Annotated in this window: 18 protein-coding genes; 8 read left to right on the top strand and 10 right to left on the bottom strand. The window is 44.9% G+C overall.

The annotated features are described in order from the left end of the window. Nucleotides 1-20: 20 nt before the first annotated feature. The gene (gene fabD / locus SB724_RS02855) at nucleotides 21-2,327 is read right to left on the bottom strand and encodes an ACP S-malonyltransferase (protein WP_410570014.1); all 2,307 of its coding nucleotides are present in this window, start codon (nucleotides 2,325-2,327) and stop codon (nucleotides 21-23) included. A gap of 455 nt (nucleotides 2,328-2,782) precedes the next feature. Continuing rightward, nucleotides 2,783-3,421, bottom strand: coding sequence for a YkyA family protein (locus SB724_RS02850; protein ID WP_265972428.1), 639 nt, complete (start codon nucleotides 3,419-3,421; stop codon nucleotides 2,783-2,785). 246 nt (nucleotides 3,422-3,667) lie between these two features. Between SB724_RS02850 and SB724_RS02845 the strand changes: the two genes are divergently transcribed. Both SB724_RS02845 and def read left to right on the top strand, forming a co-directional pair. Then, nucleotides 3,668-3,859 (top strand): YjcZ family sporulation protein, encoded by a 192-nt coding sequence (locus SB724_RS02845; protein ID WP_265972015.1) that lies wholly within the window; start codon nucleotides 3,668-3,670, stop codon nucleotides 3,857-3,859. Nucleotides 3,860-3,971: 112 nt separating this feature from the next. Continuing rightward, nucleotides 3,972-4,526 (top strand): peptide deformylase, encoded by a 555-nt coding sequence (gene def, locus SB724_RS02840; protein WP_003154544.1) that lies wholly within the window; start codon nucleotides 3,972-3,974, stop codon nucleotides 4,524-4,526. A 34-nt stretch (nucleotides 4,527-4,560) separates the two neighbouring features. Here the strand turns inward: def and SB724_RS02835 are convergent, their stop codons facing one another. Continuing rightward, nucleotides 4,561-5,334, bottom strand: coding sequence for a Cof-type HAD-IIB family hydrolase (locus SB724_RS02835; protein WP_410570011.1), 774 nt, complete (start codon nucleotides 5,332-5,334; stop codon nucleotides 4,561-4,563). 354 nt (nucleotides 5,335-5,688) lie between these two features. On the opposite strand from SB724_RS02835, the gene SB724_RS02830 reads away from it, so the two are divergent. Next, on the top strand, nucleotides 5,689-5,898 hold the full coding sequence (locus SB724_RS02830; protein ID WP_003154548.1) for a DNA-dependent RNA polymerase subunit epsilon: 210 nt from the start codon (nucleotides 5,689-5,691) through the stop codon (nucleotides 5,896-5,898). Between the two features lie 5 nt (nucleotides 5,899-5,903). Then, nucleotides 5,904-7,571, top strand: a complete 1,668-nt coding sequence (gene rnjA, locus SB724_RS02825) for a ribonuclease J1 (protein ID WP_007611151.1) — start codon at nucleotides 5,904-5,906, stop codon at nucleotides 7,569-7,571. A gap of 33 nt (nucleotides 7,572-7,604) precedes the next feature. On the opposite strand, the gene ade is transcribed toward rnjA, so the two are convergent. The 5 genes from ade to abhA all read right to left on the bottom strand — a co-directional run bounded on the left by ade (nucleotide 7,605) and on the right by abhA (nucleotide 12,783). After that, on the bottom strand, nucleotides 7,605-9,338 hold the full coding sequence (gene ade / locus SB724_RS02820; RefSeq protein ID WP_038457873.1) for an adenine deaminase: 1,734 nt from the start codon (nucleotides 9,336-9,338) through the stop codon (nucleotides 7,605-7,607). Between the two features lie 148 nt (nucleotides 9,339-9,486). Continuing rightward, entirely contained in the window at nucleotides 9,487-10,152 is a 666-nt protein-coding gene (ktrC, locus tag SB724_RS02815; RefSeq protein ID WP_003154554.1) for a Ktr system potassium transporter KtrC, read from the bottom strand. Nucleotides 10,153-10,192: 40 nt separating this feature from the next. Next, nucleotides 10,193-11,020 carry a gamma-glutamylcyclotransferase family protein gene (locus tag SB724_RS02810; RefSeq protein WP_015239773.1) on the bottom strand — a complete coding sequence of 276 codons (828 nt, stop codon included), beginning with the start codon at nucleotides 11,018-11,020 and terminating at the stop codon, nucleotides 10,193-10,195. Nucleotide 11,021: 1 nt separating this feature from the next. Then, entirely contained in the window at nucleotides 11,022-12,326 is a 1,305-nt protein-coding gene (locus SB724_RS02805) for an ATP-binding protein (RefSeq protein ID WP_032874761.1), read from the bottom strand. A gap of 172 nt (nucleotides 12,327-12,498) precedes the next feature. Beyond that, nucleotides 12,499-12,783: a transcriptional regulator AbhA gene (abhA, locus tag SB724_RS02800; protein WP_003154557.1), complete on the bottom strand. Its 285-nt coding sequence runs from the start codon at nucleotides 12,781-12,783 to the stop codon at nucleotides 12,499-12,501. A gap of 270 nt (nucleotides 12,784-13,053) precedes the next feature. Here abhA and mreBH point away from each other — a divergent pair, with 270 nt between their 5' ends. The 3 genes from mreBH (at nucleotide 13,054) to SB724_RS02785 (ending at nucleotide 15,600) form a co-directional block, all read left to right on the top strand. Then, nucleotides 13,054-14,061, top strand: coding sequence for a cell shape-determining protein MreBH (gene mreBH / locus SB724_RS02795; RefSeq protein ID WP_003154558.1), 1,008 nt, complete (start codon nucleotides 13,054-13,056; stop codon nucleotides 14,059-14,061). Between the two features lie 71 nt (nucleotides 14,062-14,132). After that, on the top strand, nucleotides 14,133-14,267 hold the full coding sequence (locus SB724_RS02790) for a protein YkpC (protein ID WP_003154559.1): 135 nt from the start codon (nucleotides 14,133-14,135) through the stop codon (nucleotides 14,265-14,267). 100 nt (nucleotides 14,268-14,367) lie between these two features. Beyond that, entirely contained in the window at nucleotides 14,368-15,600 is a 1,233-nt protein-coding gene (locus tag SB724_RS02785; RefSeq protein ID WP_095059983.1) for an aminopeptidase, read from the top strand. Between the two features lie 30 nt (nucleotides 15,601-15,630). On the opposite strand, the gene SB724_RS02780 is transcribed toward SB724_RS02785, so the two are convergent. Continuing rightward, complete coding sequence (locus tag SB724_RS02780) at nucleotides 15,631-16,539, bottom strand: ketopantoate reductase family protein (protein WP_410570007.1); 909 nt, start codon at nucleotides 16,537-16,539, stop codon at nucleotides 15,631-15,633. Between the two features lie 112 nt (nucleotides 16,540-16,651). Then, entirely contained in the window at nucleotides 16,652-18,271 is a 1,620-nt protein-coding gene (locus tag SB724_RS02775; RefSeq protein ID WP_007611134.1) for an ABC-F family ATP-binding cassette domain-containing protein, read from the bottom strand. 161 nt (nucleotides 18,272-18,432) lie between these two features. Here SB724_RS02775 and SB724_RS02770 point away from each other — a divergent pair, with 161 nt between their 5' ends. Further along, nucleotides 18,433-18,702: a hypothetical protein gene (locus SB724_RS02770; protein WP_021493749.1), complete on the top strand. Its 270-nt coding sequence runs from the start codon at nucleotides 18,433-18,435 to the stop codon at nucleotides 18,700-18,702. The last annotated feature ends 21 nt before the right edge of the window (nucleotides 18,703-18,723 follow it).

Here is an 18,723-nt window from a genome sequence, read left to right as displayed (position 1 = left end):
GGCCTCCACCCGCTCCTTCTTTAGTGTAGAAATAACGTATCCAATCTGCGCCTTAGCAGACTTTCGGTCTCATTCATCAATTTTTCACCAATGTCATCGACATGTCTGTTTCTCCATGATTCCAAATCCGTGCCCTTTACCCAATGATTAAAAGCGCCTAAAGACGGGCCGCAATGAACTTGGAAATTCACCTTTTGTTCTTCCTGCCCTTCCAAAGCAAGCAGACATCCTCTTTGCAAATACCACTTAAATAGTAACAGCATCTTATATTTTTGATTGCGCTCAGCTTTTTGGGCCAGGTTCGGCTGTTTATCTATTATGCTTTCGTAGATTTCATCAAAAGTCTTGTTAAAATAATCATTTTCGAGCTGAATCTTTGTCTTTTCATCTATCTCACTCAAAGACTCGTATTGTTGGTAGATTTGAAATAATTTATTTGCCCTGACCGGAAACAGCGTGCCCTTTTTCAGCACCTGAACCTTTGTTCCGAACTCAAACAGAGTCTCCGAAGGCGCATAAGCAGTATCGCATATTCCTGTCTCACTCAGCATTTCTTTAACAAAACCGCTTGTTTCGGCTTCAACTGTACATTGATTAATGGATCCCGTCATAATAAAATCAGCGCCCATTAAAAAAGCAGACGCCGCAGACTCGGGAGTCCCGATTCCTCCCGCAGCCCCGATCCTTATCTTCCTTGCGTATTTGTGTGTTACCATCATCTCATCCCGCAGGTTAACAAAAAACGGCAGCATCGCCGTCAATGAGCCCTGTTCAGTATTACTACCGCAATCTGCTTCAATAATGATATCGTCTGCTGCCGGAATACGGCTGAGCCACTCCGCCTGCTCTTCCGTCAGCATACCGTGCTGACACATTCTCTTTAAGATACTTTGAGGAGGCGGACTCAGAAATGCGGCCGCAACTTCCGGCCGTGAAACTTTGGCAATGATCCGATTATGAGGTATAACCCTGCCGCTTTTGTCTATCTTCAACTGATGCGCTTTGTAATAAATTAATGGCGCGCTGACGGAAAGATACGAAGACGCTTCTATTACTCGTACGTCATGCTTGATATATAAATCTATCAATTCCTTTTCTCTATCTTGATGATCCGGCTCAAATCGCAGATTCATTCCGTAGGGCTGACCATTTTTGAGTGTCTTCTTAATAGCAATAAGGGCCTGTTCAATTTCCCTTATAGGTAAACCCGCTGTGCCAAAGAACCCCAGCATTCCTTTCTTCCCGAGGCGGATCAGCATTTCAGCAGAAGAGATCCCTCTAAGCATCGCACCTGCCAAATACGCGTATGTCAAACCGTAATCTTCTTTGAAAGATTGATCACCCAATCGGGACACCGGTGAAGCTGCACCGCTCTCTATATTTTCGGCCAAGAGGCTATGCTCTTTCCCGCTTTCCGAATTGTCCTTGTTCCCTTCAGAAAAAAAGAGACTGTCTTCCGGCGCACTGATAGTAAGCGGTTCCTCATCTCTTTGTATGGTGTGAATTAATTTAGTCAGAATGTTGCCGGGACCGATCTCTTCAAACACAGTTACGCCTTGTCCCATTAGATACCTGATGCTTTCAGTCCATTTCACCGAGTTTGTTATTTGTTCAATTAAATTCCGTTTGATATCTTCTTGTTTATAAGGTCTTGCCGTATAGTTAGAGATGACCGGGAAATTCAATTCAGAAAAATGAAACTCCTCGATAAATTCCGCAAATTCACGCTGTGCACTTTCCATGAAACGAGAATGAAAAGCTCCGCCGACTTGCAATACGATATAAGCTTTCGCCCCTTCTTTTTCAAAAAAAGAGGCTGCCCGCTTTATCTCATCTGCAGCCCCTGCTATCACAATTTGTGAAGATGTATTGTAATTGGCGATATCTATTTGGCCGAATTCATACTTTTGAAGTATTTTATTTATGTGGTGCTCATCCAGTCCGATCACGGCAGCCATTCCGCCCTCGGAAGCCTCACTCATTAACTCGCCTCTTTTAGCAACCAGCCGGAGACCTGTTTCAAAATTAAAAACCCCGGCCGCAAAAAGCGCAGTATATTCACCCAGACTATGTCCTGCAACAGCATCAGGGCGTGTATGACCTTCTTTTAAACCCTTTAAATATTGCAGTGCGCTCACTGTATAAATTGCAGGTTGTGTATACTTCGTATCAGTCAGCCTCTCTTTTTCATCTGAAAGGCATAAATCCTTTATGGAGTATCCTAAAATATGATCTGCCTTTTTAATGAGCTCACTGAATTCATCGAATAAGTCTCTGCCCATTCCTTTAAACTGCGCTCCCTGTCCGGGAAAGACGTAAGCAAGCATTTGTTTTCCTCCTGTTCCGAATTTCTGCCGTTTCTTTTCGTTACGATTTTGATTAACTTTTTCACTTCAATTTTAAAATTGTCGTTTACTCTCAGCACCCTTACTTAATAAGCATTACTAAGCAAAATAAAAAAACCTTTATGCCGGATAAAGGTTTAAAAGCAAAAAGCATGTACAAATATCATATTGCCGTAAATATAAATAGATAGAATTTTCTGATAATTAAAATCACATTTTCATTCTGTTTTATATATATCAATATAATAAAAACATTCCAACGTGCCGAAACAACGATTGGTTTTATGTGAATATTTCCCTAAATAAATACTATACCATGATTTACTTGTTGTCAATGGGAAACACACGTATATACCAATTCTTCAGCCGCCTTTTTACAGGCGGCTGAACTCGGTTGTTATCAGTTCATCAGCCCATGCCGATATGCCTTCACTATACTATTTACGGAATAATAGTTCTTTCTCTTTGTTGTAGTCTTTAGTAAATTGATTGAACTCATCTGCTTGTTTATGCACCTTTTCGTAAACTGAGTTTACTTTGCTGATTTGCTCTTCCAGCTGCGCTAATGTGAGCTTTTTATCTTTAATCAGTTTATAAAGATCCTTATCAAGTGAAATGGCTTTTTCATACTTTTTGTACAAAAGATCATAAGATGCATACCTTTTCCCCATTAAAGCGACAGCATGCCCGGCTTTTTCTTTTACTTTCTTATCCTTTATTTCTTGAGAAGTTTTTTTTGCGGATTCAAACGCTTGTTTTGAATCATCAATACTGTCTTTTTCTGCTTTCAGATGTTTTTTTCGCTGATTTGCATTGCTCAGAGCCTGATCAGACAGTGTGACAATTTTCTGGTAATCATCCATATTCAATTTAACCGCGCTGTCGTATAGCTGATGCTCTTTTTTCTCCAATTTTTCTAATGTTTTCTGCTCTTTTTGAAAAGGTTTTTCCGCTTGAACGGCTTTTTCCATCGAGTCATGAAGCGATTCAACCGGATCTTTTCCCCCGCAGCCGGCAAGCAGCATACTTGCGGCGCCGAGCGCTCCGATTCCTGCTAATACCTTTTTTTGAATCATATTCACTTAAAATCCCCCAATCTTGACAATTTCCACTATAGAAGCCCGAAGGCTTTTTGACAATAGCTGAGCTGTAATTGGCATGACCGGGTAAAAAGACGCTTACGGTGCTGTCAAAGATTACTTGCATAAAAAATTGAGAAAACAGGGCGGATGACCATACATCTTTTTGGCTTTTACATAGTTTATAGTAGACGCCGGCCCTGCTGACAGAGGGTCAGCGTAATTAAAAGAGGAGGTTTTTTTATGTACGGATATGGATTTGGCGGCGGATTTGGCGGCGGTTGCTGCGGCGGCGGATATGGTTATGGCGGCGGTTATGGCGGCGGTTACGGTTACGGATGCGGCGGCGGATACGGCCGCACATTCGCATTAATCGTCGTATTGTTTATCTTATTAATCATCGTCGGTGCCGCTTATTTAGGCTGCGGCTGCTGACCTTATACACCATGAACATCGGCCGGCCTGCTATGGCCGGCCAATTGTTTCGTTGCGCCGCGATAAAGAAATTCGCTATAATTTACATATTAAGCTTTAGGAGTGAAGTTTCTTGATTACTATGGAAAATATTGTACGCGACGGACATCCCGCGCTCAGAGAGATCGCTGAAGAAGTTCAGCTTCCCGCTTCTGACGAAGAAAAACAGCATCTTGCTGATATGATTGAGTTTGTGAAAAACAGCCAAAATCCTGAATTAGCCGAGAAATACAAGCTTCGTCCGGGCGTCGGTCTTGCCGCTCCCCAAACAGACGTAAAAAAACGGATGATCGCCGTCCATGCAGAAGATGCGAAAGGCACTTTATACAGCTATGCTCTTTTTAACCCTAAGATCGTCAGCCACTCAGTGGAAAAAAGCTACTTGACGAGCGGAGAAGGCTGCCTGTCGGTAGACGAACCCATTCCCGGCTATGTGCCGCGCTACGCCCGCATCCGCGTAAAGGCGGTGACGCTTGAAGGAGAACAGATTGACATCCGCCTCAAAGGTTTTCCGGCCATCGTGTTTCAGCACGAAATCGATCATCTGAACGGCGTGATGTTTTACGACCATATCGATAAAGAAAATCCGTTCAAAGAACCTGAAAACGCCATTGCCATTGACCGTTAAAAATAACCGGCACTTCCCAAAGTGCCGGTTTTCTTTATTTCAAAAGGCCCAATTCTTTGACGGCCCAGCTGATTCCCTCTTCATCCACCGGCTTTGTGACGAAATCGGCGGCACCTTTTAATTCCGGAACCGCATTTCCCATCGCCACCCCGGTGCCGACAAAACGGATCATCTCAAGATCATTTAGTCCGTCGCCGAATGCATAAGTGTCACTTACGCCGTACGGAAGCCGCTCAAGCACTCTTTTAATGCCTTCCGCTTTTGAACCGCCTTTCGGAAGCACATCCGTTGACAATTCGTGCCAGCGGACATAATCAAACTCCGGAAAAGCGGCATATGCTTTTTCTTCATGTCCGCGGCAGAATAAAAGCAGCTGATAAATTTCTTTTCCTTTATAAAAAGTTTCATCAACTTCGGGATACGGCGCTTTCAGACTGCCGATACCTTCCGAGACGTGCGGATGTCCGGGGACGGTCGTTTTCATCGTGTCTTCCGACATAAATACGACGGGGTGCTCCCCTTCTGCCGCCTGCTTTAATAAACGCGCAACCGCATCTTCAGGAAGCGGATTTTTATAAATGACCTCACCTTCAAATACGACATACTGGCCGTTGTATGAAATAAATGATTCAATCTCAAGCTCTTCCAGAATCGGTTTTACCATAAACGGGGACCTTCCGCTGGCGATAAAAACGTGATGGCCAGCCTCTTTAAGCGCCTTCACGGCGTTTCTTGCGCTATCGGGAATATGTTTATCATGGTCATAGATCGTGCCGTCAATATCAAAAAAGATCAGTTTTGGATTCATGTCAATTTCTCCTTTTTCCCGTTTATCAGTCGTGTCTTTTTCAATATCATCATACAGAAAGTTTTTCTTCCGGAAAACCGCCTTGATGAAATTCCAGTTTTACCCACGAAAACAAATTCATTTTTTCCGCATACTACTTCTATAAAGGGCTTTAAAGGAGGTATACGATGCTGCGCCGATTACGGAAGAAACTCAGAAGACAGTGGGGCGGAATGCTCCGGAAAAAAGTCATCGCGTAGAAGGGATCTTTCGTTTTTTGAAAGTCCCTTTTTTGCTCGAGACTTTCCTTATAATCCGTTTTCGAATATAATAGAATAAGCGAGTCTAACATACGGCATTTAAGGAGAGATTTGGATGATTTATAAGGTATTTTATCAAGAGAAGGCTGACGAAGTACCTGTTCGGGAAAAAACAGATTCACTTTACATTGAGGGCGTTTCAGAACGGGACGTCAGAACGAAACTGAAAGATCAGAAATACAACATTGAATTTGTTCAGCCTGTGGACGGTGCTTTTTTAGAATATGAGAAGCAGAGCGAAAATTTTAAAGTATTGGAGTTATGAGCGGAATGAAATTTGTAAAAAATGACCAGACTGCCGTTTTCGCCCTCGGCGGATTGGGCGAGATCGGAAAAAATACGTACGGGGTGCAGTTTCAGGATGAAATTGTACTGATTGATGCGGGAATCAAGTTCCCGGAAGATGAACTTCTCGGCATTGATTACGTAATCCCCGATTACACGTATTTAGTAAAAAATGAAGATAAAATTAAAGGTCTGTTTATCACCCACGGTCACGAAGACCATATCGGCGGTATTCCGTACCTGCTCAGACAAGTAAATATTCCCGTTTACGGCGGTAAACTCGCGATCGGCTTACTTCGGAATAAACTTGAAGAGCACGGGCTGTTAAGACAGACCAAATTAAACATCATCGGTGAAGACGACATCGTGAAGTTCCGCAAGACGTCTGTATCCTTCTTCAGAACGACACACAGCATTCCGGATTCATACGGAATCGTCGTCAAAACACCGCCGGGCAATATCGTACATACCGGGGACTTTAAGTTCGATTTCACACCGGTAGGCGAACCGGCAAACTTAACAAAAATGGCTGAAATCGGGAAAGAAGGCGTTTTGTGCCTGCTTTCTGACAGTACAAACAGTGAGGTTCCTGATTTCACCATGTCAGAACGCCGCGTAGGCGAAAGCATTCACGATATTTTCCGAAAAGTGGACGGCAGAATTATATTTGCGACATTTGCTTCGAATATACACCGTCTTCAGCAGGTGATTGAAGCAGCCGTTTTAAAAGGCAGAAAAGTTGCCGTATTCGGACGCAGTATGGAATCGGCTATTGAAATCGGACAAAATCTCGGCTACATTACCTGTCCTAAAAATACGTTTATTGAGCATAACGAAATCAATCGTTTGCCTGCCAATAAAGTAACAATTTTATGTACGGGAAGCCAAGGTGAACCGATGGCGGCGTTATCACGCATCGCTAACGGGACGCACCGGCAGATTTCCATTAATCCCGGAGATACGGTCGTCTTTTCTTCCTCTCCGATTCCCGGAAACACAATCAGCGTAAGCCGCACCATCAACCAGCTGTACCGTGCGGGCGCAGAAGTCATTCACGGTTCATTGAATGACATTCATACATCCGGACACGGCGGACAGGAAGAGCAGAAGTTAATGCTCCGCCTGATCAAACCGAAGTTCTTTATGCCGATTCACGGTGAGTACAGAATGCAGAAAATGCACGTCAAACTCGCGACTGATTGCGGTATACCTGAAGAAAACTGCTTTATCATGGATAATGGCGAAGTGCTGGCCCTCAAAGGCGAAGAAGCCGCTGTGGCAGGCAAAATTCCGTCCGGCTCCGTTTACATTGACGGAAGCGGAATCGGTGATATCGGCAATATCGTGCTCCGCGACCGCCGCATTCTTTCAGAAGAAGGCCTTGTTATCGTTGTTGTCAGCATCAATATGGACGACTTTAAGGTTTCGGCGGGGCCTGATTTAATCTCAAGAGGTTTTGTATACATGAGAGAATCCGGTGATTTGATCAATGACGCGCAGCAGCTCATTTCGAACCATTTGGAGAAAGTAATGGATCGGAAAACAACGCAGTGGTCCGAAATTAAAAACGAAATTACCGATACACTTGCTCCGTTCCTATACGAAAAAACAAAACGCCGCCCGATGATCCTTCCGATCATTATGGAGGTCTAAAAAAAAACTGCACTCATTACGAGTGCAGTTTTTTTATTGCAGCGGAATATGCTGAAAGGCTTTGACATCAAACAGACCGGCCGCTGTCATTTTAATATCCGGAATCACCGGAAGCGCTAAAAACGATAATGTGAGAAACGGATTGAAATCACCGGTGAATCCGAGCAGAGGAAGCTTTTCATGAAGCACGCCCAAGCTGTCATTGACCCATTCCGCCGACTTATCAGACAAAAGCCCGGCGATCGGAAGCGGAACGGAGTGAAGCAATTCTCCGTTTTTCACGGCTGTTAATCCTCCTCCGGTGTCACGGAGCCTGTTGATTGCTTTTGCCAAATCGGCATCGTTTGTACCGACGGCGATGATATTATGGGAATCGTGAGAAATGGTTGTGGCGATGGCGCCTTCTTTTAACCCGAACCCTTGTACAATCCCGAGTCCTATCATTTTTTCGCCGCTGTGCCGTTCTGCGACGGCGATTTTTAATAAATCATTTTCTGTATCAGGACGAAACGCGTCAGCAGACGGTGCAGGCACTTCTTTTTTTCTCGTCTCCAAATGATTCGGTATCATTTCGATTACATTCATTTTCTTGCCCTCTTGAATCGGTATATGAAAATCCGATTCAGTCAGCGGCGCTTTCAGCCGCACTGTATCCAACAGCGCCTGGTCCGGCGAATAGGAACCGGCAGACTGTTCATAAACCGTGCGTCCGTTCTCGGCAACGGTCCGGCCGGCGACCATGGTCTTCGTGACGGCAGCCTCCCGCACATCTGAAATGAACAGCAGATCTGCGTCAAAACCCGGTGCTACTGCCCCTTTTGTTTCAAGGCCGTAGCACTCAGCCGCATTTAAGCTGGCGAGCTGATACGCAAGGAATGGATCAAGTCCCGCCTTTATCGCCATTTTGACTTGGTGGTTCACACTTCCTTCTGAAAGCAGATCATCTACATGCTTATCATCCGTGCAAAAGAAAAAGCGCCGCGCGTTTTTTTCATTCACCGCCGGCAGCACATTGAGCGTATTTTTTGCCACCGATCCTTCGCGCAGCATGACATACATTCCCCGTCTGATTCTGTCCAGCGCTTCTTCTTTTGTCGTCACTTCATGATCATTTGACACCATTGCGGTTCTGTATATATTGATGATATCTGAAGACAGTCCGGCTAAATGCCCGTCGATCCGTTTTCCGTGACGCTTGGCATCAAGCAGTTTCTGAAGCATATCCTCTTCACCTTCCGCAACAGACACATAATCCATTACTTCCGCAAGTCCGAGCACCTCTTTCTCCTGATAAAAAGGCTTTAAATCCTCGGCTTTTAATACGGCTCCTGAGCGTTCAAAGCTAGCGGCGGGGACACAGGAAGGAAGCATGAAACGGATGTTCAGCGGCGCCTTTTTCGCCTGCTCTATCATAAAAGAAATGCCTTTTGCTCCGGAAACGTTCGCAATTTCGTGAGGATCAGTAATGACAGTAGTCACCCCATGTGGGAGGACGGCTTTAGCAAATTCAATCGGAGTAACCATAGAGGACTCGATATGAACATGTCCGTCAATAAAGCCCGGAACGATCATTTGACCTTCTGCATCAATGACTTCTTCCCCTTCATATTCGCCCAGCCCGACGATCACTCCGCCCGTAATGGCGATATCTGCAGAAATCCATTCCTGGTTAAATACATCCATGATTTTTCCGTTTTTAATGACGGTATCGGCTTTTTGTCTGCCGGCTGATGCATTCAGCCGTTCAGCCAGTGTTTCTTTGTTCAAAATGAGGCCTCCTCTTTTTCTTTATATGGTACAATATGCTATCGGATCGCCTGATCATAGTCAATAAAAATTGCAGAAAATACCGCTTACATGATAAATGTCTTTCTATTCTGACATAATAAAAGACCGTCCTTTTACGGACGGCTTTTCACTTTGTGTGAAGCACTCTTTTTTCAAATCGGGAAATGTCCGTAAGAGAGCCGATAACGATGAGAATATCTTCTTTTTGGATCATTTCAGTCGCCAGGGGAGATACGATCACTTCTTTTTCTCTCTTGATGGCCACGATGTTAATGCCGTACTTCGCCCGGATGTCCAGGTCAAGCAGTGTGTTGCCCGCAAGCCTGCTGTTGGCCACGATCTCCACAATGCTGTGTTCGTCGGACAGCTCCAAATAATCTAGCACATTATTTGATACGATGTTGTGGGCGATGCGTTTTGCCATGTCACGTTCAGGGTGGACGATGTGGTCGGCCCCGATTTTCGCAAGCACTTTCTCATGATAATCGTTCTGCGCTTTAACCGTGATCGTGTTCACGCCGAGTTCCTTTAAGATCAGCGTCGTTAAAATGCTCGCCTGTATATTTTCGCCGATTGCCACAATGACGTGGTCAAAGTTGCGCAGCCCTAAGTTTTTCAGCACTGATTCATCGGTTGAATCGCCGATGACCGCGTGTGATGCGATTTTGGCGTATTCATTTACTTTATCTTCATCAATATCCATCGCCATGACCTCAAGGCCTTCTTCACTTAATGCTTTGCAAATACTTCCGCCGAAGCGTCCGAGACCGATAACGGCAAACTCTTTTCTCATAACAGTACTCCTTTAAACAATATCTCTAATAGGAATAGTATCACATTTTCGGCAATGAGTTCATATAGCGTTTAAGCTTTTCTGAAAAGGCGGGCGATAAATACAGATCCGCTCCGCGTTCGATTTCTTCCTGATAGTGACCCGGAGGCGCAATTTCCTCAGCTTTATCAAGAACGAGAAATGTCAGAACGCCTCTGTATACACGGCCGCCGGCACACACTTCTATGAACGCGGGACGGTATGTGTGGTTATCAACACCTTCTCTTTTGTACAGATAGGTTGCCGCTTCAAACGGGAGCTTGTACAGCACGCCTTCAGTTCGTCCCCCGTCTTCAACAAGATCGGCTCTGGAACCGTCAGGACGCCTTAACGTGAATCTCGTCGAATACCCTTCAACAACCGCCCCTCCGACCGGCTCGGCAAAAAAGTGATCGACCCCCGCCTGTTTAAACCGGGCATTATCCATACAGGAACCGTAAGCGAAATAATAAACCGGGCTGTCATCCTCCCGTTTCATAAAACGATATTCTTTCCAGTCTCCGCTTTTGATCCGGCTGAATGAGGCACACTGGTCGGGCTTTACGACATATGCGAAGGCGGTTTTATTCCCGGCATCCGTCGTCACGGCAACCTCTTTCCGATCAAAATCAGCATAATACGCATCCAGCTTACGGATCATCTGATGATCTGTTTCATACAATTCCCCGTACACAAAAGCTGTTTCTGCTAAAGACGCAGCAGGCTGACCTTTATCCGTTTCGTACAGCACGCCGTTTATCGCGGCCTGCTCGCACACACACGGAGCGCCTTTCAGCAGTTCATGGTTTTCTTCACGCTTCCGTAACAAACCGTATACAAAAAGAAGCAAGTTATTTTTCCTCCTTTTGGACAGCAGCCGCTTCTAACGGCAGAATCACCTGAAACGTACTGCCTTCTCCATTTTTGCTCTTAATGTTAAGTTTACCATTATGCTCCTTCAGAATTCGTAAACAAATCGGAAGACCGAGACCCGTTCCCTGATCTTTTGTTGAGAAAAACGGTTTCCCGATGTTTTCAAGCTTTTCTTTCGACATGCCGTTTCCTTCATCCTGTATGCTGATCACCGCGTATTCTTCATCCCGTTTTGTATAAATATGAATATTCCCGCCGTCAGGCATCGCTTCAATCGCATTTTTAATAATATTGATAAATACCTGTTTCAGCTGGTTTTCGTCACCGTTGACCATACAGGACTCAGTCTGCCTGAAATCCTTCTCAATCACAGTGTTCGACAGCACCGCGTTCGTGTCAAGAAGCGTCGCCACCTGCCGCAAAATATGGTTGAGATGATGAGCGGTAAACGTCACGGTCTGCGGCTTGGCGAGCAGAAGCAGCTCCCCCAGCACGAGGTCAATTCTTTTAATCTCCGAAAAAATAATATCAAAATAATCCGTTCTTTCCGGATACTGGGCTTTCATCAGCTGGAGAAAGCCGCTGACTGACGTTAAAGGATTTCTTACTTCATGGGCGATTCCTGCCGCAAGCTCCCCGGCAATGGCCAGCTTTTGAGATTGCATGGCGAGGCGTTCGTTCGTTTCCAGAAGCTCGTCGACCGCTTTTTTCCGTTCACTGATATCAGACATCGTCCCCAGGCTTCCGACAAATTTCTGTCTGCGGTCATAATACAGCTTATAATGGACTTCTCCCCAAAAGATCGTGCCGTCTCTTTTAATATATTTGGCCGTAAACATTCCTGACGGGGACTGCTGCTTGATTTGGGAGATAATATAATCAATGATGTGTTTTTCTTTTATAAAATAATCATTATACATCGTGCCCATACATTCGCTGATGGAGTGGCCCGTAATCGCCGTCCAGGCCTGATTCAAATATGTAATATTCCCTTGTGCATCCGTCTGAAAAACGATTTCCTGCAGATTGTCCATGATCCGGTTTTTCTCATCTGAAAGCGCCTTTGCTTTCTGCTCGCTGTCCTTCAGCTCCGCCAGCAGCTGCTTTTTATTATCCACATAATAAGCCAGCAGCCAGACGCTGATTAATGTGACGGCGGTAAAGGTGATGTCAACGGGCCAGTTAATCGGATTCCGTTCAATCATATAAAATAAATAATCCCAAAACATAATAAAAATCATTGCCAAGATTAAGGAAATGATACGCGCTTGATATTTTCCCATAGTCCCACCTGCCGCTAGCATTTCTACATATATTGTAACATTGTTGACTGCATTATTGACTAAAAAATGATAACTATTCCCAATTAATTGAGCAGGTTCGCTTACTTTTCCCGTGAGTTTTTGCACAAGTTCATAATAAAAGGACGGAATGATGCTCCGCCCTTTTTGCTGATTATGATCTATCTTTTAATGCTTCCTCGATTTCCTCAAGCAGCATTTTCGCTCCTTCAGGACTTAAAATAATTTTGCCGTTGCCGTACTCCTGATTTTCGGGAGTAATTTCCCCCGTCATTAAGCAAATGCCGTGCGGCTTGTATTTTTTTAAGACAATTTTGTCTCCGTCAACGAAAAATTCAATACTATCTTTAATAGCGATATCCAATGCTCTTCTCAATTCAATCGGCATGACAATACGCCCGAGTTCGTCTACTTTTCTTACTACACCAATTGATTTCATAGAAATCCCCTACTTCCTTTAATGTCTCTTCTTTATGTCCAAGGAAAATCCTTCATAAACGTAGACGAAAGGAACGGAGCAAAAGTTTCTCAGCATCCGGAACTGAATGTTTTTTTACAGAAGAAAATCCTTTTGAAATATGGGATACAGACTTTCCCTCCTTTTTTACAAAAACATTTCATTCCCGGCGGAAACCCCCAAAAATCGTGGTTTTTCTCAGAAACTTTAAATGTAGAATCAATTAAATCAGGATAGGGATTGGGTGAAAACATGTTTCAATCAACTGAGATCGGAATCGACTTAGGAACCGCTAATATACTTGTTTACAGTAAAAATAAAGGAATTATTTTAAACGAGCCTTCCGTTGTCGCTGTAGATACAACAACGAAAGCGGTGCTTGCCATCGGAACGGATGCCAAAAGCATGATCGGAAAGACGCCGGGGAAAATCGTCGCCGTACGGCCGATGAAAGACGGTGTCATTGCTGATTATGATATGACAACTGACTTATTAAAACACATTATGAAAAAAGCCGGAAAAAAAATCGGAATGACCTTCCGCAAACCGAATGTCGTCGTCTGCACGCCTTCAGGCTCAACAGCCGTTGAACGCCGCGCCATCAGTGACGCTGTCAAAAACTGCGGAGCGAAAAACGTTCACTTGATTGAAGAACCCGTAGCCGCTGCAATCGGAGCCGACCTCCCTGTTGACGAGCCGGTCGCAAACGTCGTCGTAGATATCGGCGGCGGTACGACTGAAGTCGCCATCATCTCATTCGGTGGCGTCGTATCCTGCCATTCGATCAGAATCGGCGGCGACCAGCTTGATGAAGATATCGCCTCGTTCGTCAGAAAAAAATACAACCTGCTGATCGGGGAACGTACGGCAGAACAAGTGAAAATGGAAATCGGTTTTGCATTGATCGAACATGTGCCGGAAACGATGGAAATCCGCGGGCGTGACCTTGTAACCGGTCTGCCGAAGACAATCAGACTGCAGTCTAATGAAATTCAGCACGCGATGCGTGAGTCGCTCCTGCATATTCTTGAAGCGATCAGAGCGACACTTGAAGATTGTCCGCCGGAGCTCAGCGGTGATATCGTTGACCGCGGCGTCGTGTTAACCGGCGGAGGCTCCCTTTTAAACGGGATGAAAGAATGGCTGACAGATGAAATCGTCGTTCCCGTTCATTTGGCGGCAAATCCGCTTGAATCAGTGGCTATCGGCACGGGACGTTCATTAGACGTCATCGATAAGCTGCAAAAAGCAATTAAATAATAAGATTGTGCTTCTTTTTTCTCCAGCCGGCTCATATTGTGAGAACTGGAGAAACATTAAGGAGGAAGCATATGCTTAGAGATGTGGGAAGACGCGTAGCAGTAGCCGTCATTTTAAGCGGAATTATTTTGGGGGGTATGAGCATTTCACTGGCCAATATGCCCCATTCTCCGGCCGGCGGCGCCGTAAAACTGAATCACCCGTAAAGACGCAGCAAAAGCTGTGTCTTTTTCGTTTGTGCTCCTTTCTTTCCTTTATGAGGCGATATTTGATATGATGAGAAAAACCGATGAGGAGGAATGAACGATGAGTTCGTTTACTGAAAAGTTACATACATATGCTCAGCTGGCGGTAGAAGTCGGCGTCAATGTCCAAAAAGGACAGCATGTCGTAATCAATGCCTCAACTGATGTCCGGGAACTTGTCAGACTGCTTGCCAAACATTCTTATGAAAAAGGCGCAAAAAACGTCACCGTAAATTGGCAGGACGATGAACTGTCCAGATTAAAATACGAGATGGCACCTTTTGAAGCGTTTGAAGAGTATCCTGAATGGGAAGCAAAAGGCAAAGAAGAGCTCGCGAAAAAAGGGGCTGCGTTTATTTCTGTCGTCTCATCCGATCCCGACCTGTTAAAAGGCACTGACGGCAAACGGATTGCAGCGTTCCAAAAAGCCGCCGGAAAAGCATTGCATACATACAGACAATATATTCAATCAGATAAGGTCAGCTGGACGGTGATCGGAGCCGCTTCAACAGGCTGGGCGAAAAAAGTGTTCCCGGATCAGCCGGAAGAAACAGCCGTTCAGCTTTTATGGGAAGAAATTTTCAAAACGACCCGCGTAAATGAAGAAAACCCTGTGGAAGCATGGAAAAAACATGATCAAAACCTTCATGAAAAAGTGGAACACTTAAACAGAAAACATTACAGCGCCCTGCATTATCAGGCTGAAGGAACAGACTTAACCATTGAACTGCCGAAAAAACATGTATGGGCAGGCGCGGGAAGCGTGAATGAGAGCGGGCACGAATTCATGGCCAACATGCCGACAGAAGAGGTTTTCACCCTTCCGCAGCGTGACGGGGTGAACGGCACGGTTTCCAGCACGAAACCGCTGAGCTACGGCGGCAACATTATTGATAACTTCACTCTTACCTTTGAAAACGGCCGCATTGTCGATGTGAAAGCTGAAAAAGGCGAGGAGATTTTAAAAGGCATCGTCGAAACCGATGAAGGCTCACACTATCTCGGAGAAGTGGCCTTAGTGCCGTACGATTCACCGATTTCACAATCAAATATTTTATTTTACAACACACTGTACGATGAAAACGCCTCTAACCACTTGGCGATCGGCAGTGCGTACGCCTTTAATATTGAGGGCGGCAAACAAATGACACGGGAAGAGCTTGTCAAAGAGGGCTTAAATGAAAGCATTACACACGTAGATTTTATGGTCGGTTCCAAAGATATGAATATCGACGGCATTACGGCGGACGGCAAAAGAGAACCGATCTTCAGAAACGGAAACTGGGCATTTTAATAAAAAAGGAGGCGCTTAGGCCTCCTTTTTTTATTTCGCTTCATACATTTGCAAGTTGGCGCAGACGGTTTCCAAAACAGGTGTATCAACTGACAAGCCTTTCGCTTTCTCAAGCAAAAATCCGTGTAAATGATCACCTTCCGTCACCCTGCCCTTTTCCATATCTCTCAGCATCGACGATTTCATATGGTAAGACATGCTTGTCAATGTGCGATAACTCTCTTCTTCCAGACCAGGATCTTTCGGGATGCCGGCAGCCTTGAAAATGGCTCCGATTTCAGCAAAGAGGCGCTTTGCCGTTTTGCGGCCGCCTTCTGTTTCTAAAATCGGTCCGACCGGCTGTTGAAACAGAGTGGTCACTCCCGCCTGCGCGGCAATAAACATATATTTTTTCCAAATGTCCTTTTCAATATCCTGGCTGATGATGACATCCGCTTTCACACCTGCAAAGGCGTTTTCCAGCTCATTCATACGTGCCGTGCGTTCCCCGTTCCATTCACCGAAAACAAAGCGGTGGGCAGCGCTCGTATGAAGAATTTCCCCTTTATCGTTAAGGGCGCTCTCAATAAAGCAGAGGCCGCCCAGCACCTGCCGTTTTGAAAAAGTTTCAAACAGCTGGTTATAGTGCCTGTATCCGTTTAAAAAAGGAATAATGACCGACGAAGGTTTGACAAACGGTTTGACATCCCGAATGACGTCCTGCAAAGAATACGCTTTTGAAGCGATGATAACCGCGTCAAATGCTCCTTCTTCGCCCGCCATCATTAATTTCGGCTTAATTGAAACATCACCTTTTGCACTTTTGACGGTCAAACCCGTTTCTTGTAATTGTTCCGCCCGTTTCTTGCGGACGAGAAACGTAACGTCATTTCCCTTCTCTGCAAGACGTGCGCCGATATAACCGCCCACTCCTCCAGCTCCGACAACTAAAAACTTCATGATGCATTCCTCCGTCTCTTTTCAAGTTATGTATTCATTTATTGTAACGGGAAGTCAGAAGATTGAAAACTTTTTTCATAAATAAAAAAGCAGAGTCTCCCCTGCTTCTTTATTACGCGTATAGCTCTTCAAGCTTTTTCTGTACATCCGCGTTTTCAAGAAATTCGTCATAAGACATTTGTTTGTCAACAATGCCTTTAGGCGTTAATTCAATGATGCGGTTGGCAATTGTCTGTACAAACTGATGGTCATGAGATGAAAACAGCATAGCGCCTTTAAAGCTGATTAAGCCGTTGTTAAGCGCCGTAATGGATTCCAAATCTAAGTGGTTGGTCGGTTCATCCAGAATTAAGATATTCGCACCGGAAAGCATCGCTTTTGAAAGCATGCAGCGCACTTTTTCTCCTCCGGAAAGGACGTTTGATTTTTTGTTGACTTCTTCTCCTGAGAACAGCATGCGTCCTAAGAAACCGCGCAGAAAGCTTTCGCTTTGGTCATGCGGCGAGTATTGGCGTAGCCAGTCAACAAGGTTCGCATCGCTGCCGTCAAAGTATTCGCTGTTGTCTTTAGGGAAGTACGCCTGAGAAGTGGTCACGCCCCATTTAAATGTGCCGCTGTCTGCTTCCATTTCCCCGGAAATGATTTTAAACAATGTTGTAACGGCAAGTTCGTTGCGGCCCGTAAAAGCGATTTTATCTTCTCTGTTCATAATAAAGCTGACGTTATCAAGCACCTTAACCCCGTCAATCGTTTTTGTTAAGCCTTCAACCCGCAGAACGTCATTTCCGATCTCGCGTTCCGGCGTGAAATTGACATAAGGATAACGGCGTGATGACGGTTTGATATCATCAAGCGTGATTTTATCAAGGAGTTTCTTTCTTGATGTCGCCTGCTTTGATTTAGAGGCGTTGGCGCTGAATCTGGCCACGAACTCCTGAAGCTGTTTAATCTGCTCTTCTTTTTTCTTATTGGCTTCCTGAGAAAGCTTTAAAGCAAGCTGGCTAGATTCATACCAGAAATCATAGTTGCCGACGTACACTTGAATTTTATTAAAATCAAGATCCGCGATGTGCGTGCACACTTTATTTAAAAAGTGACGGTCATGGGATACGACGATGACTGTGTTCTCAAAGTTGATTAAAAACTCTTCCAGCCACTGAATCGCTTTCAGATCCAAGTGGTTGGTCGGTTCATCAAGCAGCAGAACGTCCGGCTTGCCGAACAGCGCCTGTGCCAAAAGCACTTTCACCTTTTCTGAACCGCCTAAGTCCGCCATTTTCTTCGTATGCAGGTCTTCAGAGATGCCGAGACCCTTTAACAAAATAGCGGCTTCACTTTCAGCTTCCCATCCGTTTAATTCCGCAAACTCTCCTTCAAGCTCAGCGGCGCGGATACCGTCTTCATCTGAAAAATCAGGCTTCATATAAATCGCGTCTTTTTCCTGCATGACTTCGTATAAACGTTTATGTCCCATAATGACGACTTTCAGCACTTCGAACTCTTCATATTCAAAGTGGTTCTGCTTCAGAATGGCAAGACGTTCGCCCGGGCTCATATGGACATCGCCGGTCTGCGGCTCCAGCTCACCGGATAAAATTTTCAAAAATGTTGATTTTCCGGCACCGTTTGCGCCTATTAATCCGTAGCAGTTGCCCGGCGTAAATTTAATATTGACATCTTCAAATAACTTGCGATCCGCAAAACGCAAGCTCACATTATTTACAGCAATCATTTAGAATCCTCCATCGTGTCTATCATCATTAAAAGTATACCATGAATAAAGGGGAAGAGAAATGTTTCCCTGCGAATATACGGGTTTGAAAGATGCAGGCGTCAAACCCGGAGCGCTGTGATACAATAGATATATATACATATTCATCACGGAGGAACAAGTTGAAGCTTTTAACACTCACAGAATACTGTCTTATGATTTTCTTCACCGGGGTTTTTCTGGCCGTCACAGGCTTTACGGCACGTGACATCGGCTTGTACGTCGGAATCGCCCTCATTTATACGTTTTCGCATCTCTTCTCAAAACGGATGCTTGAAAAACGCGGCAAAGAGAAGAAGCAGGTGAATCTTTTTTTCAGCGTTCTGGCCATTGTCGGATCAGTGCTGGCCACGGTATTGTTCATCGCCGTCGCCGCCTCGTTTGCCAAATAAAAAACGCCTGCTGTCCAAATC

This window comes from Bacillus sp. SIMBA_031, from assembly GCF_046535225.1.
GTDB classification, from domain to species: domain Bacteria; phylum Bacillota; class Bacilli; order Bacillales; family Bacillaceae; genus Bacillus; species Bacillus velezensis.
The sequence above is the reverse complement of the archived record's forward strand: the minus strand, read 5'-3'. Positions and strand labels throughout refer to the sequence as shown.

What these genes read in the sequence shown, in the direction of transcription:
- SB724_RS02805 (WP_032874761.1), bottom strand. Translation starts at nt 12,326, where the DNA reads ATGGGAAAATATCAAGCGCGTATCATTTCCTTAATCTTGGCAATGATT.
- abhA (WP_003154557.1), bottom strand. Translation starts at nt 12,783, where the DNA reads ATGAAATCAATTGGTGTAGTAAGAAAAGTAGACGAACTCGGGCGTATT.
- SB724_RS02835 (WP_410570011.1), bottom strand. Translation starts at nt 5,334, where the DNA reads ATGAATCCAAAACTGATCTTTTTTGATATTGACGGCACGATCTATGAC.
- rnjA (WP_007611151.1), top strand. Translation starts at nt 5,904, where the DNA reads ATGAAATTTGTAAAAAATGACCAGACTGCCGTTTTCGCCCTCGGCGGA.
- SB724_RS02790 (WP_003154559.1), top strand. Translation starts at nt 14,133, where the DNA reads ATGCTTAGAGATGTGGGAAGACGCGTAGCAGTAGCCGTCATTTTAAGC.
- ktrC (WP_003154554.1), bottom strand. Translation starts at nt 10,152, where the DNA reads ATGAGAAAAGAGTTTGCCGTTATCGGTCTCGGACGCTTCGGCGGAAGT.
- mreBH (WP_003154558.1), top strand. Translation starts at nt 13,054, where the DNA reads ATGTTTCAATCAACTGAGATCGGAATCGACTTAGGAACCGCTAATATA.
- SB724_RS02845 (WP_265972015.1), top strand. Translation starts at nt 3,668, where the DNA reads ATGTACGGATATGGATTTGGCGGCGGATTTGGCGGCGGTTGCTGCGGC.
- SB724_RS02785 (WP_095059983.1), top strand. Translation starts at nt 14,368, where the DNA reads ATGAGTTCGTTTACTGAAAAGTTACATACATATGCTCAGCTGGCGGTA.
- SB724_RS02780 (WP_410570007.1), bottom strand. Translation starts at nt 16,539, where the DNA reads ATGAAGTTTTTAGTTGTCGGAGCTGGAGGAGTGGGCGGTTATATCGGC.
- SB724_RS02830 (WP_003154548.1), top strand. Translation starts at nt 5,689, where the DNA reads ATGATTTATAAGGTATTTTATCAAGAGAAGGCTGACGAAGTACCTGTT.
- SB724_RS02850 (WP_265972428.1), bottom strand. Translation starts at nt 3,421, where the DNA reads ATGATTCAAAAAAAGGTATTAGCAGGAATCGGAGCGCTCGGCGCCGCA.
- SB724_RS02775 (WP_007611134.1), bottom strand. Translation starts at nt 18,271, where the DNA reads ATGATTGCTGTAAATAATGTGAGCTTGCGTTTTGCGGATCGCAAGTTA.
- fabD (WP_410570014.1), bottom strand. Translation starts at nt 2,327, where the DNA reads ATGCTTGCTTACGTCTTTCCCGGACAGGGAGCGCAGTTTAAAGGAATG.